At 71.2% G+C, this 17,772-nt stretch carries 10 protein-coding genes and 1 CRISPR repeat array; of the genes, 3 read left to right on the top strand and 7 right to left on the bottom strand.

The window, feature by feature from the left end; translation table 11 throughout:
• The first annotated feature begins 679 nt into the window (after positions 1-679).
• Entirely contained in the window at positions 680-2,770 is a 2,091-nt protein-coding gene (locus tag FOF52_RS06595; protein ID WP_425265531.1) for a heavy metal translocating P-type ATPase, read from the top strand.
• Between the two features lie 1,319 nt (positions 2,771-4,089).
• Here FOF52_RS06595 and FOF52_RS06590 read toward each other — a convergent pair.
• From FOF52_RS06590 to FOF52_RS06580, 3 genes are all read right to left on the bottom strand, one after another.
• Positions 4,090-4,698 (bottom strand): DUF305 domain-containing protein, encoded by a 609-nt coding sequence (locus FOF52_RS06590; protein WP_248592949.1) that lies wholly within the window; start codon positions 4,696-4,698, stop codon positions 4,090-4,092.
• 127 nt (positions 4,699-4,825) lie between these two features.
• Complete coding sequence (locus FOF52_RS06585; RefSeq protein WP_248592948.1) at positions 4,826-5,221, bottom strand: DUF6153 family protein; 396 nt, start codon at positions 5,219-5,221, stop codon at positions 4,826-4,828.
• A 2,054-nt stretch (positions 5,222-7,275) separates the two neighbouring features.
• Complete coding sequence (locus tag FOF52_RS06580; RefSeq protein WP_248592947.1) at positions 7,276-8,853, bottom strand: MFS transporter; 1,578 nt, start codon at positions 8,851-8,853, stop codon at positions 7,276-7,278.
• A 116-nt stretch (positions 8,854-8,969) separates the two neighbouring features.
• Between FOF52_RS06580 and FOF52_RS06575 the strand changes: the two genes are divergently transcribed.
• Positions 8,970-11,702: an AfsR/SARP family transcriptional regulator gene (locus FOF52_RS06575; protein ID WP_248592946.1), complete on the top strand. Its 2,733-nt coding sequence runs from the start codon at positions 8,970-8,972 to the stop codon at positions 11,700-11,702.
• A gap of 204 nt (positions 11,703-11,906) precedes the next feature.
• Here the strand turns inward: FOF52_RS06575 and FOF52_RS06570 are convergent, their stop codons facing one another.
• The 4 genes from FOF52_RS06570 to FOF52_RS06555 form a co-directional block, all read right to left on the bottom strand.
• Complete coding sequence (locus FOF52_RS06570) at positions 11,907-12,302, bottom strand: hypothetical protein (protein ID WP_248592945.1); 396 nt, start codon at positions 12,300-12,302, stop codon at positions 11,907-11,909.
• Between the two features lie 56 nt (positions 12,303-12,358).
• On the bottom strand, positions 12,359-12,829 hold the full coding sequence (locus tag FOF52_RS06565) for an acyl-CoA dehydrogenase family protein (protein WP_248592944.1): 471 nt from the start codon (positions 12,827-12,829) through the stop codon (positions 12,359-12,361).
• Positions 12,830-13,573: 744 nt separating this feature from the next.
• Complete coding sequence (locus FOF52_RS06560; protein ID WP_248592943.1) at positions 13,574-14,095, bottom strand: flavin reductase family protein; 522 nt, start codon at positions 14,093-14,095, stop codon at positions 13,574-13,576.
• A 237-nt stretch (positions 14,096-14,332) separates the two neighbouring features.
• Positions 14,333-14,791 (bottom strand): TetR/AcrR family transcriptional regulator, encoded by a 459-nt coding sequence (locus tag FOF52_RS06555; RefSeq protein WP_248592942.1) that lies wholly within the window; start codon positions 14,789-14,791, stop codon positions 14,333-14,335.
• Between the two features lie 743 nt (positions 14,792-15,534).
• A CRISPR array of direct repeats spans positions 15,535-16,609; the repeat unit is 29 nt; unit sequence CGGTCCATCCCCACGTGCGTGGGGCTCAC.
• 29 nt (positions 16,610-16,638) lie between these two features.
• Between FOF52_RS06555 and FOF52_RS06550 the strand changes: the two genes are divergently transcribed.
• Positions 16,639-16,893, top strand: coding sequence for a hypothetical protein (locus FOF52_RS06550; protein WP_248592941.1), 255 nt, complete (start codon positions 16,639-16,641; stop codon positions 16,891-16,893).
• Positions 16,894-17,772: the final 879 nt, after the last annotated feature.

Raw genomic sequence — 17,772 nt, 5'->3', positions numbered from 1 at the left:
CGCGACGGTGTTCGTCCAGGTCGGCGCGCTTTCCTTCCAGGAGGGAACCGGGGAGGCGAGCGGCGGGTCCCACCGGACGCCGCGACAGGCGCTGCGGTGTCCCACGAGGGAAGCTGCTTCCGCCCGTGTCGGTTGAAGGCCGGCGGCCGGGCAGTCCTCGCTGGGACAGGGGGACGAAGCGGTGGACGGGGTCGGGTGGCGATTCGTGCCGGACATCGAGCGTGTTCTTCACGAGCTCCCAGGGCGCCGCACCCTGGGACGGAGACTTGAGGGCCGGTCCCCGAGGGGGCGTGCGGTGTGGACGGCGTGGTGGAGAGGGCCGCGGCGGGAAGTGACAGTCCCGGGCGCTTTGGGACCCGTCCTTGACCGGTCCGGGAGACTGCTCGGGGGTCCACGGGTTTCCAAAATACCCCCATGGGGTATCTGGGGTGGGTGGATGCGAGGATGAGAGAAGCACCGACCACCGCACACGCCGCGGTTCTGGCTGCGTGCAGCACCCGGGACAGGCGCCACCGTGGCGTCGCACGACTCCGCTCCCACAGCAGGCCCCCTCCCGGAACACCCCACGAGGAGCCACACACGAGCACCGTCACCGTGCTTCGAACACGAGGTGCGGCACGGACGAACCCGCCGAGCACCCGGTGACGGCCGGGGCACAGCCGTGAAGGCCGAGACGGACATGACTTCCCACGACCACCACGCACACACCGGGCACCTCCACCACCCTCCGGGCGGGGCCCCCGATCCCCACGCCGGCCACGCGGCTCACGGCCGCCATACCGCGACGGGGCACCCGGGCCACGGCGACCACGCGGGACGGTTCCGACGACTGTTCTGGATCATGCTGGCCCTGGCAGTACCCACGGTTGCGGCCAGTGGTATGTTCGCCGACCTGCTTGGCTACTCCCTGCCGCCCGTCCCGGGACTGCGGTGGGTCTCCCCGCTGCTGGGCACCGTGGTCTTCCTCTGGGGCGGACGGCCGTTCCTGACCGGCGCGGTCGACGAGATCAGGGCACGCCGCCCCGGAATGATGCTGCTGATCGGACTGGCCCTCACCGTGGCGTTCCTCGCCTCCTGGGGAGCCGGCCTGGGCGTCCTGCCCCACCACCTGGACTTCTGGTGGGAGCTGGCGCTGCTGGTCGTCGTCATGCTGCTGGGCCACTGGATCGAGACGCGCTCCCTGGCGCAGACCTCCTCGGCCCTGGACTCGCTGGCCGCGCTGCTGCCGGACGAGGCGGAGAAGACCGTCGACGACACCGTGGTCACCGTGGCACCGTCCCAGCTGGTGGTCGGGGACCTGGTGATCGTCCGCCCCGGAGGCAGGATCCCCGCCGACGGACAGGTGGCCGAAGGGGTCGCCGAGGTCGACGAGTCGATGATCACCGGCGAGTCGCGACCGGTCCGGCGCGGCCCCGGCGACCCGGTCGTCGCCGGAACCATCGCTACCGACACCGCGCTGCGCGTCCGTGTCACCGCCGTCGGCGGCGACACCGCCCTGGCGGGAATCCAACGGCTGGTCGCCGCCGCCCAGAACTCCTCCTCCCGGGCGCAGCGGCTCGCGGACCGCGCCGCGGCCGGGCTGTTCTGGCTCGCCCTCGGCGCCGCCGCGGCCACCCTCACCGTCTGGCTGGCGGCGGGCCTGCCCGCGGACGCCCTGACCCGCACCGTCACCGTCCTGGTTATCGCCTGCCCGCACGCCCTGGGACTGGCCATTCCGCTGGTGGTGGCCATCGCGACCGAACGCGCCGCCCGGGGCGGAGTGCTCGTCAAGGACCGCCTGGCCCTGGAGAACATGCGCACCATTGACACCGTGCTGTTCGACAAGACCGGCACCCTGACCAGGGGACAGCCCGCGGTCACGCACGTCACCGCCGCGACCGGACACGACGAGCAGGAGGTGCTGGCACTGGCGGCCGCCGCGGAGGCCGCCAGCGAACACCCGCTGGCCGGGGCGATCGTGGCCGCCGCCCGCCACCGCGGCCTGACCATCCCCCGGGCCGTCGACTTCCGGGCCGTCCCGGCTCTGGGCGTCTTCGCGACCGTCGACGGTGCGCGGATCGGTGTGGGTGGCCCCGGCATGCTCGCCGCCCATGAGGCCATCGAACTGTCCGGCACCCAGGCCTGGGCGGCCGGAGGAAGCACGGTCCTGCACGTGCTGGCCGACGAGATCCGTGAGGAGTCCCGCCAGGCCGTCCACGCCCTGGGCCTTCAGGTCGTGATGATCACCGGCGACGCTGAGGACGTCGCCCGCGCGGTGGCCGGTGAACTGGGGATCGACCAGGTCTTCGCCCAGGTCAGGCCCGAGGACAAGGGCCGGCGGGTGGCTGAGTTGCAGCAGCGGGGCCATCGGGTGGTCATGGTCGGCGACGGCGTCAACGACGCCCCGGCGCTGGCCCGGGCCGACGTCGGACTGGCCATCGGCGCGGGCACCGACGTCGCGATCGCTTCTGCCGGGGTGATTCTGGCCAGTGATGATCCCCGGTCGGTGCTCTCGGTCATCGAGCTGTCCCGGGCCGGATACCGCAAGATGAAGCAGAACCTGTGGTGGGCCGCCGGCTACAACCTCGCCGCCCTTCCTCTGGCAGCCGGGGTGCTCGCCCCGGTGGGGTTCGTCCTGCCGATGAGTGTGGGGGCGCTGTTGATGTCGCTGTCCACCGTCGTCGCGCTCAACGCCCAGCTGCTGCGCCGTCTCGACCTGAGCCCGCACACCAGCACCCGGAGTGTGCTGGACACGGTGCGGACGCGTCCACGCCAGAGTGCGGGAGTCTAGGGCGTCCCCTGGGACGCGGATCCCGTGGGGGCAGGGCTGGTGCGGGGCGCCTGTGTGGGAGCGTGACGATGACGGTGTCCGGGCCCGGGGCGTCGCGGACGGGGGTGTCGGGGCCTGCTACCGCCCTGCGGTGTTGGTCCGTTCGGACCGCGGTCCGGCAGCACGCGGGGGAGCAGGGCGGCCTCCGGGTGGTTGCGGACACGGGGCGTGGTGATGGGGCAGAGAGGGGACGCTCGTGCGGGGCGTCGTGGGGGCGGGTGCCGTCCGCGGTCGGCAGCGGTGTGTCGGTGGCGCACACGGGGCAGTGGCGTGCCCCGTCCGATGTGGGGGCAGTCGTGGAAGGGCTCGCCGGTGACGACGTGGTTGAGTTCCTCCGGTACCAGGCGGTGCAGGTGGCCGTCGCGCAGCCGGTGGATGACGTGCCGGGACTGCTTGCGGGACTCCACCAGACCGGCCAGGCGCAGTTTGGCCGGGTGCGGGGAGACCGCGCGGTGCGTGAGGCGCCGCAGGCCTCGGTCAGTTGGCTCACGTCCGCCTCGCCTCCGGCCAGGGTCCACAGCAGGCGGAGTCGGGTGGGGGCGGACAGCAGGGCGAACACTCCGGCGGCCACGGCGAGTTGTCCGTGCCCGGGGGAGTCGGGTGCACGAGGCTGGGATGTCCTGCTCGTCGCCGGTGCGCACGGGCGCAGTCTGGGACGGGTGGGGTGGGGGAAACCCACCCGGCACGAAGTCATGTGCGTACCTGCGCACATCAATGATGTGCGTGGTGTCTCTCCTCCTCGCAGGTGGTGGTCGCGGTGTGGCGGGTACTGGCGGACTTCCGCTCCTACCGCAGACTGTTCTACGCCCAGGTCACAGCTCTGGCGGGCACGGGGCTGGCCACGGTCGCCCCGGCGCTGCCGGCCTGCGACCTGGCTCCGGAACAGGCCGGAGACAGGTGGTGGCACCGCCCTGACCATCAAGATGCTTGCCTACGTGGGCGCCGGCCCGCTGCTGATCGCGGCCCTGGCCCGCGTCCCGCGCCGCGCCGTGCTGGTGGTGGCCCTGGACGCGGTGCGGGCCCTGGCGGTGGCCACTCTGCCCCTGGTCGCCCAGGTCTGGCAGGTCTACGCGCTCATCGCCGTCCTGCAGTGCGCCTCGGCCGCCTTCACCCCCACCGTCCGGGCGGTCATCCCCGAACTGGTCGACGACCGCGGCTCCCCCTCGGCACTGGCGCTGTCCCGCCTGGCCTATGCCCTGGAGGCGCTGGCCTCCCCGCCGCTGGGCCGGGACTGTGTCGGCCCCGGTGGTGGACGCCGACCGGCGTCCACCACCGGGCGGTCAGCGGCCGTCGTTGTCGGGGGAAGAGGTTTCGAGCATGCCCCGCATCTGCTCGATCTCGGCCTCCTGGGTCTCGACGATGTCCCGGGCGAGTTGCCGGGCCTCGGGGTTGACGCCGTCGGCGAGTTCCTGTTCGGCCATCTCCACCGCGCCCTCGTGGTGGGCGATCATCATCTCCAGGAACCGGGTGTCGAAGGCGTCGCCCTGCAGGCCCCGCAGTTCGGTCATCTGCTCGTCGCTCATCATGCCGGGCATGCCGTGGTCCGCGTGCGGCATGCCGTGGCCGCCACCCGCGGGCTCTTCGCCCCAGGACTCCAGCAGCGTGGTCATCTGCTCGATCTCCGGTCCCTGGGCGGCCTCGATCTGCTCGGCGAGCTCCCTGACGTCCGCCCCGGCGCGTTCGACGGCCAGGCGCGACATCTCCACGGCCTGTTCGTGGTGCGGGATCATCATCTGCGCGAACGCCACGTCGGTCTCGTTGAACTCGGCCGTGGCGGTCTGCTCGGCGGTCGGCGGGGCCGGGGTGTCGGTCTCCTGGCCGGTGGTGCAGGCCGACACCAGCAGAGCGGCGGACGAGGCCAGCAGGAACACGCGCATGCGGATGGTCATGATCGGTCTGTCCTTCTCGGGTCGTTGTCCGCCCGCGACGACGGGGGTGTCGGGGCGGTGGAAAGCGGACGGATCGTGTCCGGAGGTGACGGCGCACGGGTACAGGTCACCCCGGACGAGGGGGTTTCTAGATCCGCAGCACCTGAAGACGGGCCAGAGAAGGGGGAGGGGGCGGCGGGGCGAAGCGCAGGGCCAGCCGGTGCAGCCAGGACGGGGGAGGGGCGAGGAGGCCGGGCCAGGCCAGCAGTGCCACCGAGGTCAGCGACAGCAGCGCCACCACGGTCACGTTGAGAGCCGGGCACATCGACGTCGGGTCGGTGTCGGGCAGGTCGGAGGCGTCGTGCACGGACGGTACGGCGTGCACGGCCGCTGCGGCAACGGGAACGGGGTGGCGCTCGGAGGGGGCGTTGTGGTGGCCGAGGGTGTGCATGGCGCCGAACCCGAACAGCACGGAGAGCAACAGGAGCAGGCGCACCCAGGCCGGTACCGGGTGGCGAACGCGTGCGGGCGTTGTCCTGCTCACAGGGCCATGATAGGCAGCCCCGCGGCAAAGTCCGGGGAGTTGTGAAGCCTGCCGCGGGACGGGCCAGGTGTTTGTGGGGCGGTTCGGTGACTGGTGACCGAATTTCCCCTCTCCGCGAAGCAGTGGAGCGGAGAGGACAGGCCCCTGGAGGCAGGCGGGAGTGGAGGCCTTCGTCCTGACGTTGTCTGTCGAACGAAGAAATGAGCACCCAAGCACTGCGGAGGTGTGGTGGCTGGAATGGTTTGAGCCATGACGGGCGCGGAGTGGTTCGAGTCCATCGCTCCCCCGGAGAGGGGGAATGCTCCGGAGTTTCCCTGGGAGCGGGTCACCTTTCTGGAGGGGCCGGGTCTCCCAGCGGCGACAGGGCGTTGACGGGCGGTCCGGTTCTTTCGTGCTCGACGCCCTCGCCGTCGTCAGCCACCCCGAGGGGATCCTCAACCACATCGAAAAGGCAGAAGCGACGCCGGGACAGCCGCGAATGGGGAACAGTCGCTCCTCGGGAACGGGTACGGGCCTACTGGGAGCTCTGGCAACGGGGAGGAGGCTGGGGTTGCGTGGTCTCGTGTTCTGGGAAGACGTCGACTCCGAACACGAGCTCTGCCGGCACGCGGTGGACGATCCGTATGACTGGAGGGCCGTGGGCAGGACCACTCCCCGGCAGGCCCCGGGGCGACATCGCCGGTTGCCGTTTTCTGGCCTGGAGTGGCACACAGGGCTTCAAGAAAGGCGCTCGGCCCCCGAAATCCCGGTGTTTCTCTCATGGTTCCCCTGCGCTTCGTGGTTGTGCTGGCCACCAAGGAGATATTAGCGTCCTTCCTGTCAAGAAAAGCGAAAAAAGGAGGTGCTGGTGTCGTATATGAGGATTTCGTTCAGATGGGAGGCGCACAAAGGATGCCTGGTTCTTTCCGGGGTCGACAGTTGGGGGGCGTCTCCGAGTGGGACCCGGAACGGGAGTCCTGGTTCAGAGACGAGGATTCCTTCATCTTCCCCGTCGCCTCCGCGGCCGAAGGGGAGGTCGAAGTTGAGGTCTGGAACGGAAGGCCGGATCCACTGCTCCCCAGAGAGGTTTTTTCTCGGTAAGAGGTCGTCGACGTGGAAGAAATGGAGATATTCGATCCCGGGGGCAGGCCAACGTGAGATTTCGGGTGCCCCGGAAGTTCCACGTCTCCCTGTTCGCGGACAACCAAGAACATCCGGGCAAGGTGCAGATTTTTGTCGAGTAGTGGCCCATGAGACTTTCCTGGTGAAGCGTGTAGTGCGGAGGGACGGTGTGCTCCTTGGAATCCTCCGAAACCCTCGTCTTCGAGGGATGGCCTGAGGCAGGTGTTCGCCTTGTGCAGTACGACGACGAGACTGGAGGTCCTCTGAAGGGGGCCTGACGCAGGCTGCGTCAGTGGCCGTGTCGAAGCGCTTCGGTGAATGAAGAGCCTCGGGGAATGGCAGATCGGGGACACGGCGCTCTGTCAACAGCCGGATCTGTTCCGAGCACCGTCCAGGCAGGGCCGAAAGCGCGTGACGGCCCCGCGTGCACCGTGCGTCCCAGGCGTCGATCCCGGTTTCCATGACCTGTTCGCACCCGTCTCTGGTGGAGGCCGGTACGCGGGCGGACTGGCGACGGTGCCGGTCAGGGCTGGCCGGGCCGGTGGGCCGTGCCGTAGACCAGGTGAGCCGATGAACGCGGTGAACAGCCGCAGAGGCCCGTTCCAGCAGGGGCAGGGTGCTTTCGGGGGCGGTGCGGGCACCGCTGCAAGGTGCCGCCGGGGCCAGGCCGACGGTGCCGGAGTGCCCGGTGTTCGGCCGATCCGATCAGTTCCTTGAACCGTCGGGCTGAGACCGGGAGGGCCGGTGAACTTCCTGGGTGAGTTGGAGCGACCGAACACCCCCGGATTCCGGCCACCCCGGATTCTCGGCCGCCCGCAGGACCGCCGAGAAAAAGGCGGGTGCTTGGACACCCCGGCAGTACCGGCCCGCCGCGGTCCACGAAACCTGCCGCCACAGGCCCTGTGCACCTTTGACCCCCGCCCGGTCCCGACCGGACGGAGGATCTCCGGCTCTCACCGCGCGGGGTCGACGGCGGAGCGGTCCGCCGCCTCGACGCCGCCGGAGACGGGCGGCTCCTCCCCAGCGGCGTCGGCGCCGATGTGGCGGAGCATCACCGCGGTGGCCGCGGCCAGGGCGAGGATGACCACGGCCCCCGTCCAGCCAGCCGCGTTCATCCCCGCGATGAACGCCTCCTGGGCCCGCTCGAACACCGGCGCGGGGATCTCCTCGGCCACCGACGTGGCCCCCGACAGGCTGTTCTCCACGGTCCGGGCCGTCTCCGCCGGCAGCCCGGCGAGGGCCTCCGGATCCATCCTGCTGCTGTAGACCGCGGCGGACAGACTGCCGACCAGGGCGATACCGGCCGCCAGCCCGAGCTCCTGGACGGTCTCCGACATGGCCGAGGCGGACCCGGCCTTCTCCTGGGGAGCGGCCCCCACCACCAGGTCGGTGCCCAGCGCCGCGATCGCTCCCAGCCCCAGGTACACCAGGCAGAAAGCCCCCACCACCAGGAACAGCCCGCCGGAGGCGCCGGCCAGCCCCAGCAGCGCGTACCCCACCGAGGACAGCGCCAGCACCCCCGCCACCACGTACCCGGGGCGGACCCAGCGGGTCAGCACCGGCGCGACGATCGAGGAGAACATCATCATCAGCGCGGGCGGCCCGTACCACAGGCCGGCGGCCAGGGGCGAGAGCTGCTCGATCAGCTGCAGGTACTGCGTGGTGAGGAACATGGTCCCGCCGACCCCCACCAGGCCGACCAGCATCATCGCCAGGGCGACGCTGAAAGCACGGTTCCGGAACAGGGTCACGTCCAGAAGCGGACTGGCCACCACGAGCTGGCGGCGCACGAAGACGACGCCGAAGACCGCGCCGACCACGACGGCGGCGAGGACCGGCAGGCCCGGCCCCTCCTTGGCGAACTCCTTGATCGCGTAGACGAGCGGCAGGATGGCCAGCAGGGACAGGAGCACACTGAGCAGGTCGAAGCGACCGCTCTGCGGGGCGCGGTACTCCGGCAGCAGGACCGGCGCCAGCACCAGCATCAGACCGATCATCGGAACGGCCAGCAGGAAGGCCGCACCCCACCAGAAGTGCTGCAGGAGCACACCGCCGACCAGCGGCCCGGCCGCCATGCCGCCGGCGAAGAAGGTAGCCCACAGGCCGATCGCGAGCGCACGCTGACGGGGATCGTGGAACATGTTGCTAATCAGCGCCAGCGTGGAGGGCATGAGCGTGGCGCCGGCCACGCCCAGCGCGGCGCGGGCGGCGATGAGCACCTCGGGCGTGGGCGCGTAGGCGGCCGTCAGCGACGCGGCGACGAAGGCGAGCCCGCCGATCATCAGGAGGCGGCGGCGGCCGATCCGGTCCCCGAGCGTGCCCATCGTGATGAGGAAGCCGGCGATCAGGAACCCGTAGGCGTCCACGATCCACAGCTCCTGGGTGCCGCTGGGCCGAAGGTCCACCGCCAGGGAGGGCAGGGCCAGGTGCAGAACGGTGAGGTCCAGCCCCAGAAGAACGGTCGGCAGGGACAGCACGGCCAGACCGGCCCATTCCGCGGGGCCTGCCCTGCCACTGCTCGGGCGGGTCATGTCACGGCTCCTTTACTCGTGTCGTCAGGGCAACGGCCTCAGCTTCGAGGGGAGCGTGCACGCGGCGCGCACGGAACGCGCACGGGACCCTGGGGGCCGACTTGTATGCTGAGGGCATGCGTTTTGGGGTGCTCGGCTCGCTCACGGTGTGGGATTCCAGTGGCGGCCAGATCCCGATCACCGAGACGAAGGTCCGGGCCGTCCTGGCCGACCTGCTGGCGCACCACGGCCGTTTCGTCTCCGCCGACCAGCTCATCGAGGACCTGTGGGAGGGGCGCCCGCCCGGCCGGCCCCGCAACACCCTGCAGACCAAGATCTCCCAGCTGCGCAGGGCGCTGGGCGCCGAACGCATCCTGCGCTCCCCGGCCGGCTACCGGGTCCGCGTCGACGACGACGAGCTCGACGCGGCCCGCTTCAGACGGGCCGTCGCGGAGGCGGACCGCACCGAGGACCCTGAGGCGCGCGGCCGGCTGCTCACCGAGGCGCTGGACCTGTGGAGGGGCCCGGCCTTCGCGGACTTCGCCGACGCGGCGTTCGTCCGCGCCGAGGCCGCGCGACTGGAGGAGCTGAGAATCGAGGCGGCCGAGCGCCTGGCCCAGGTGCGCATCGGAGCCGGACAGTGGGCCGCGGCGCTGGCCGTGCTGCGGGAACTGGTCGAGGAGAACCCGCTGCGGGAACGGCTGCACGGCCTGTACATGCTGGCCCTGGCCCGCTCCGGACGGCAGGGGGAGGCGCTGCGGGTCTTCCACGACCTGCGCGTCAGACTCCGCGACCAGCTGGGCGTCGACCCGGACCCGGCCATCAGCGAACTGCACACCTCGATCCTGCGCCAGGAGTCGGGATCGGTCCCGCTGCCGCGCGTCGCGGACCGCCCACGCAGCAACCTGCCCAGTCCGCTGACGGCGCTCATCGGCCGCGAGACGGAGAGCGCGTGCGTCCGAGAGGCGCTCTCCGCATCCCACGGCCCGCGCCTGGTGACCCTGACCGGTCCCGGCGGAGTGGGCAAGACCCGCCTGGCGATCGACGTGGCACGGTCACTGGTCGCAGACTTCCGCGACGGCGTGTGGATCGTGGAACTGGCCGGGATGGACCGCAAAGCCACAGCGGCCGACCTGGCCGAACGCGTGATCGCGACCCTGGGCCTGTGCGAGGGGGCAGCGGACTTCGCGGTCGACCTGGTGGAGTGGCTCCGCGGGGCCCTGGAGGGGTGGCGGACCCTCGTCGTCCTGGACAACTGCGAGCACGTGGTGGCCCAGGTCGCCGAGCTGACCGGGGCACTGCTGGCCGCCGACGGGGTAAGGGTCATGGTGACCACCCAGGAGGCGCTCAACGTCCCCGGGGAGACCGTCTTCGCGTTGGCGCCGCTCACCCTTCCCGAACACGCGTGCGGCCCGGAGGAGATGGCCGCCTCCTCCAGCGCGGTGCGGCTGTTCGTCGAACGGGCCCAGGCCGCCTGCCCCGGGTTCGCCCTGACCGAGGACAACGCCCCCACCGTCGCCACCATCTGCCGCCGCCTGGACGGCATCCCCCTGGCCATCGAACTGGTCGCGGCCCGGCTGCGCGCGCTGACCGCCGAGCAGATCGCCGCCGGCCTGGACGACCGCTTCACTCTGCCGACCGGGCCGGGACGCGGCCGCCCCGGCCGGCAGCAGACGCTCAGAGCGATGATCGACTGGAGCTGGAACCTGCTGACCGGCCGGGAGCGCAGGGTCCTGCGCCGACTGGCGGTCAACAGGGACGGGTGCACCCTTGAGGGGGCGCAGGCCGTCTGCGCCGACGGAACCGACGTGCTCGACGTGCTGTCCAGCCTGGTCGACCGTTCGCTGCTGGTGCGTGAGGGCGAACGGTACCGGCTGCTGGAGTCGGTCGCGGCGTACTGCCTCCACAGGCTGGAGGAGACCGGCGAAGTAGCGGAGGTGCGCCGCAGGTTCATCGCCTTCCACGCCCGCGAGGCCGAACGCAGGGACCCGCTGCTGCGGGGCGCCCGGCAGCGCGAGGCGCTGACGTGGTTCGACACCGAGACGGTCAACCTGCGCCACGCACTGGAGCTGGCGGTGCGCGCCCAGGACGCCGAGGCGGCGCTGCGGCTGGTCAACGCGATGGCGTGGTACTGGGTGCTGCGCAACCGGACGGCCGAGGCGCGGCGCTCGCTGCAGGCCGCACTGCGGTTGCCGGGCACGGCCTCGCCCGCACGGCACGCCGCCGGGGGCTGGCTCGCGGCCTTCGAGGGCCGCGAGCACCACCAGGACGGCACGGCGGGGGAGCCGGAGGCCCGGCTGCTCTGGTTCACCGGGGCGGCCCTCTACCGCGGCGGCGAGTCGGAGGCCGGGCGCGGCCGCGTCGAGGAGGCGCTGGCGCACGCCCGCAAGGTCGGCGACCGCTGGACGGAGGCCGCGGCCCTGGCCGAGCGCGCCGGGCACCGCCTCGACGACGGCGACGTCCCCGCCTCGCGCGCCGACGCCCGGCACAGCGCCGAGATCTTCCGGGAACTGGCGGACCGCTGGGGGCTGCTGCGGGCGCACGCGCCGCTGGCCCGGGCCGCGGAGACCGAACACGACGACCCCGGACTCACCGACCTGCTGGAAGAAGACCTGCGGGCCGCCGAGGAACTGGGCCTGTGGGTCGACGTCATCACGACGCTGTTCCGCCTCGGCCGGCTCGCGGCCGCGCGCGGTGAGCGCTCCCGTGCACGCTACCTCCACGAGCGGGCGCGCCAGATCGCCGCGGAGCGCTCCTACACCCCGGGGGTGGCCGAGGCCGACGCCTGGCTGGACCAGGATCGTGCTTCTGCGCAGGACGGCGCGCAGCCGGACGCCTGCCTGTCCGGCGGGAGAACCAGCGCCGCCTGAAAGCGGTCCGGTCGCGGCGGCCGGGAAAGGCCGGCCCCACGCCCCCGACAGGCCGTGCCGCTGCTCCTCGGCCGCCACACCAGGGCCAGAGGCACGACGGGACCGGCGCTCTCCCCCGCAGATGCCGTCGTCAGCCCCGGACAGGCACGGGGAGGGCGGGGGACCAGCCCCCGCCCTCCCCTCGCGTCCGGCCCCGGGCCCGGGTCAGTCCGCGGGCGGACCGTCCACCGGCTGGAGCGCTTGGGCCTGCGCCTTGGACTCCGGGGTGGAATCCCAGATCGGATAGGTGGCGAAGGCGATCCAGGTGGTCTCCCGGCCGGCCCGGAAAGTGACGGGAACGCTCGCCCGCACCCAGACCAGCTCGCCGGGACCGGCGGTGGTGGACCCGTCCTGGGAGTCGACCGTGAACTCCCCCGACCGCACCACGATGACCTCGTCGTAGCTGGGGGTCCACGTCATGGCGGCCCCGGGCAGGAAGCAGGCGAATCCCGCCCCCATCGACGTGGAGTTCTTCTCGTGCAGCACGTTGCCGATGTAGACCCCGGCGTCGCCGAACCGGACCCACGCCGCGTCGTCGGTGGTGAACCTGCTGGTGGACATGACTACCTCGATCCGTGGAGAAGAAGGGAAAAAGGGAAAGGGGAAACGGGGGCCGGTCAGGCCATCGGCGAGATCTTCTCGTCCACGCCGAGCAGCGCCTTGCCGTAGATCTCCTTGCCGATGGAGGGCTGGACCACGGCGTGCCGGGCGGCCATGTGGGCGTCGCGCCACACGCGCTGGAGCGGGTCGGCCTCGGCGAAGCCCCCCGAACCGTGGACGTGCATGAGGCCGTCGACCGCCGCCGTGACGTTCTCGACGACGTGGCCGAGGACCGCGCGGATCCGCGCACGGGTGAGGGCGTCGGGGTGGACCCCCTGCGCGGCGGCCCGGTCCACGGCATCGGCGGCACGGTAGGCGTGCAGGTGGGCGGTGTCGATCCGCAGGGCCGCCTCGGCGACGGCGACCTGGTAGGCCACCGAGTCGGTCTGTTTTTCGAAGAAGGTGAAGGCGATGGCCTTGTCCGGGGCCCTGCGGGTCACCGTCTCCAGGGCGGCTCTGCCGAGACCGAGCAGCGGTCCCACGATCACGGTTGAGACGAAGGGGGGCGAAAGCCGACCGGTAGACGGGGGTCTGCCCCTCCTCGACCGGGTGGGTGCCGGCGAACAGGGGCGGGAGCGACACGACGCGGTGGTCCGGCACGAAGACGTCCTCCACCACGAGGGTGTTGCTGCCGGTCGCGCGCAGCCCCGTGGTGAACCACGTCTCCTCGACGGTGTAGTCGCGGGCGGGCACCAGAGCCAGTCCCTGGTCGACCACCTCGCCGTCGGCGTCGGTGAGGGGGACGCCCAGCACCGCCCAGTCGGCGTGCCAGGAACCGGAGTTGTAGTTCCAGCGGCCCGTCACCGTGAAACCGCCGTCGACACGCCGCGTCGTGGAGGTCGGGGCGACGACACCCGAGACGATCGGAGCGCCGCCGGAACCGAACACCTCGTCGCGTGCCTGTTTCGGAAACAGGCACGCCATCCACGCACAGGAGTTGCACACGGCCACGAGCCACCCGCTGGCGCCGTCGCCCTCGGAGAGCGTCGAGGTCACGTCGAGGAAGGTCCGCAGAGGAGTCTCGTAGCCGCCGTACCGCCGGGGGAGGAGGAGCTTGAACATGCCTTCCCGGGTGAGCGCCTCGACGACCTCGTCGGTGAGCCGGCGGTCCTGCTCGGCCCGGGCCGCGTTGGCCTGCAGGAGCGGGATCAGAGCCCGGGCGCGTTCCACTGCCGTGTCGGAGGAAAGAGGGGTCGCGGTGTCCATGAGTGCCCCAATCGATGGTGAACGCCTCAGTGGCGTGTGAAGGCCAGAAGGTGGTCGGTGAGAACGCGTGGCATACGGGCGTATCCGGAATGGGTGCCGAACTCCCGGTTGCCGTAGACCAGCGAGGCGGCACCGGTGCTGTCGGCGTGCGCCACCAGCCCCATGAGCAGGACGTGGTCACCGCCCGGAACAGCACGGTGGAGCTCGCACACGGCCCACCCCGCCACGCCGCCCAGGCGGGGCAGCCCGTGCTCGACGCGCCACGCCGCACGGCGGAAACGGTCCTGCCGCCTGCCCGCGAACAGCCGGGCCGTCTCCTCGCCCCCGGCACCCAGGATGTTGACCCCGAACCGGCGCGTCCGCAGAATCCGCACGAGCAGCCGCGAGTCGCGGTCCAGCGCCACGGTGACCATCGGCGGCCGCAGCGACAGCGAACTGAAGGAACTGACGGTCGTACCGTGGGGGGTCCCGTCGTCCATCGCCGTCACGACCGTGACAGGGGCGCAGACGCCGGCCATCAGGTCTCGAAACGCTTCTTCGCTCAGCACAGGCGTTCCCCTGAACCGTCGTGGAAACCGTGCGGGGACTCTCCCCGGCACGGGTGGCGATCCCCGGTGCGGTGCCGTGGACGCGCGGCCGGAACGGCGGTCCGTCCGGCGGATCGTCACGTTCTCGTTTACGGAACGTAGTCGTCCGGGGGAGCGGGGAACCAGGAAAGCCGTCCACCACTACTCGAACACGCAGCGGCACCCGACCAGGGGAGCTGTACGGGGGAGGAGAGGCCGCTACCGGGGGTCGGGCAGCAGGTCCTTGAGGAACTCCTCGAACTCGTCCGCGCTCGGTTTCTGCTCGGTCAGCAGGCTGTGCAGGAGCAGACCGTCGATCGCGCCGGCGACGACACGGGCCCGGACGGGGTCGTCGGTGTAGCAGTGGGCGAACGCCCGGACGGCGGCGAGCCACCCGTCGGTCGCCTCGCGCAGGTGCGGGCGTCGGGCGGCGAGGAGGAACAGCTCGTACTCGGCGAGAAGCCGCCCCGGCTCCCTGACCACCTCGGCGAGGAGCACGGCGAGGTCGCGCCGGCGGTCACCGCCGGAGGAGAGCCGGCGCATCCGCTGGGAGTCCTCCTCCATGACACTGGTCAGGGCCGCGGTGAGCAGGTCGTCCAGGCTGGAGAAGTAGTACGTGGTGGCCGAGGTCGGAAACCCCGCTTCCTGGGAGACGACCGGATGGCTGACCCCTGCCACCCCGTCGCGTTCGATGACGCGCAGGGTTGCCTCGATGAGCGCATTCCGGCGGCGCAGACCCTTGAGCCTGCGTCCGTCCGTGATGGGCTCGTCCAGTGTTCCTCCTCAGCTCGGGGGCTGCCGCGCGTGGACCACCGCGGGGCGGCCGAGGCGCTGTCCGGCTCCGCGCCACGTCGGGCCCTTCCCACGGGCCACTCGACTTTCTCCCGCATTCTCCCATACCAGGCAATTTGAAGATGTACGCCTTTTTCTCACCAAACGCTTCGATGGGGAGGGCCTCTCACGCAGAGCAGTGCCGCGCCGGCTTCCCGACCCACCCCCGCCTTCGGTGAGACCCGGTTCCGCGGCCGAGGACTCCACCGGAGACGCCGTGTTGTCCAGCGGAGACCACCGCTACGGGGCGGTGGCCGGCGCCTCGGGAGGAGAAGGCCCGGACGGGAAGCTCCCCCCATGCAGCGGGGAGAGGCCGGTAGGGCCGGGCAGTGGTGGAGCGCGCTGCTGAAGCGGGTGGCCTCAAGGCTGTGAACAACCTCAGCATCCCGCTGGAGCGGCGGGAGGAGGTCGACGTGGCCGAGACGTGGCACTGGCGTGCCGTTGAGGCAGGCGATACCGGCGGTGCGAAGGTCAATCTCGGTGTCCTGCTCAAGCAGCGGGGAGACGTCGCCGAAGCGGAGTTGTGGTGTCGGCGTGCCCCACGTGCGTGGGGCTCACTCAAACGTCAGCTCACTGGACAACTCCGCAGCCGGTCCATTCCCACGTGCGTGGGGCTCACCGGCCGGCCGTCACCCGCGGTGCGCATGCGGGCGGTCCATCCCCACGTGCGTGGGGCTCACCGGCCGGCCGTCACCCGCGGTGCGCATGCGGGCGGTCCATCCCCACGTGCGTGGGGCTCACTTTCGGACCGAAGCTGAAGGCTGAACTGGGCGCGGTCCATCCCCACGTGCGTGGGGCTCACTGCCTCCTCGGCGCGGTCGGCCACGTCGCTGTGGGTCCATCCCCACGTGCGTGGGGCTCACATATCTGCCCCGGGAGCAGCACCCCCGGGGCACGGTCCATCCCCACGTGCGTGGGGCTCACCTGACCCGGCGTCAGGCACTCTGTTCGCCCCCCGGTCCATCCCCACGTGCGTGGGGCTCACGCCCCCGCGTGGTTCAGGTACCGCTGGAGGGCCGGTCCATCCCCACGTGCGTGGGGCTCACCTGGCAGGGGTGCTGGAGCCGCCCACACCGAGCGGTCCATCCCCACGTGCGTGGGGCTCACGTGCCGCGCCGGGCGCGGACGGCGCGGGGGGGGGGGGGGGCGGTCCATCCCCACGTGCGTGGGGCTCACTGGGCTCGTCGGTGCGGTCGCACGTGTGATCGCGGTCCATCCCCACGTGCGTGGGGCTCACCCCGGCAGACCTGTCCAACATGGGCTGGGACGACGGTCCATCCCCACGTGCGTGGGGCTCACCGCATGCCGGACCAGGTCCATCCCGACCACGGAGGTCCATCCCCACGTGCGTGGGGCTCACTCATCCACCCGCTGAGCTGCCCGGTACGCCCCCGGTCCATCCCCACGTGCGTGGGGCTCACGGGGTTGGGGGTCGCCGGTTTTCCTCACAGGGCGGTCCATCCCCACGTGCGTGGGGCTCACGGAGCCGGAGGGGCCGGTGAGGGCGATTCGGGCGGTCCATCCCCACGTGCGTGGGGCTCACAGCACCGGAGCCGCCGCCGGGTCCGTGGTCTGGGGTCCATCCCCACGTGCGTGGGGCTCACCGCACCTTCACATTCCGAAGCACGCCACACGACGGTCCATCCCCACGTGCGTGGGGCTCACTGGATGATGCGCGCTACCGCGGCGAGCTGGTGCTTGTAGGGACGAAACTCGGGGTTGAGACCGGGCAGGGTGAGCTGGACGTCGTCGTAGGAGCGCAGACGGAAGGTGAAGAGGTCGTTGTAGATCTCCTGGAGCCGTTCGGCGCGCTCGGGGTCCTCCCAGATCCATTCGGAGAACCGCGACCGCAGTTCTTCGAGCTTGGCGCGAGCAGCCTCGGTGGCCTCGTCGTCACGTTCGTAGATCGTCTGATCGCCTTGGCGGATCGCACGCTCCACGACGATTGATTCTTGCTTCAGGCCCTTGGTCAGCAGTTCGTAGGCGTTGAAGTCCTTGGTGCCGTAGGTCTGCTGGGCGACCACACTGTCGGAGGCACTGCCACGCACCGCCCACAGCCCCGGCGCGGGATACTCGACCACTGCCTCGTTGTCTTCGAGGACCTCGCGGACGAACTGCTCGACATACTCGGTGGGAATCCAGGGTGCCCCCAGCTTGGCCTCGATGTCGGCGGGAGTCAGCGCTTGGGGCTGGACCTCTTCCAACGCCTGGACATTGGCCGTGAACTTGGGGTCGGCCGCAGCCGCGGTGAGCGCCGCGCGCAACTTGAGACGTACGTTGCCCGAGAGGTACTCAGCGGCGGGGACGACCTTACCGCTTTGGGGATCGTCGAAGACCAAGGTGCCCAGGGCGCGCCGCGCTGACTCCTTGTCGGGCTCGCCCAGCAGGGTGGCGATGAAGTCCAAGTCCACGCCTCCGCGCACGTCCATGGAGAGCGTCAGCGCATCGGCAGGGGAATCGGCGCGCTCACGGGGCCTGCGCGGGGCGATGATCCGCTGGGTGAACACCTTGGACTTGGTGGCCTGCTGGGTCTCGGCGTTGAAATGCTCCAGCGCATAGACCACCGACGACAGCGGATCGCGGCGGAATCCGCCCTGCTTGGGGCGCTGCTTGCCCCCCCCCCGGGAGTCGACCTTGAACCGGTTGATCGGCCCATAGCGGCTCACGTAGGCGTCGTACTGCTGGTTGAGGCTGGCGCGCAGCCTTCTGATGGTGTCGGTGTCCTCGGCGGAGGCCTCCTCGGCGTCCAGCAGGTCCATGTAGGTGTCACGCAGCCGGATGAGGGCCTTCAGTTCCACTCGGTCCTTGGCGGGCTTGACCTCATAGGG

Source organism: Thermobifida alba, assembly GCF_023208015.1.
Classification (GTDB): domain Bacteria; phylum Actinomycetota; class Actinomycetes; order Streptosporangiales; family Streptosporangiaceae; genus Thermobifida; species Thermobifida alba.
The sequence above is the reverse complement of the archived record's forward strand: the minus strand, read 5'-3'. Positions and strand labels throughout refer to the sequence as shown.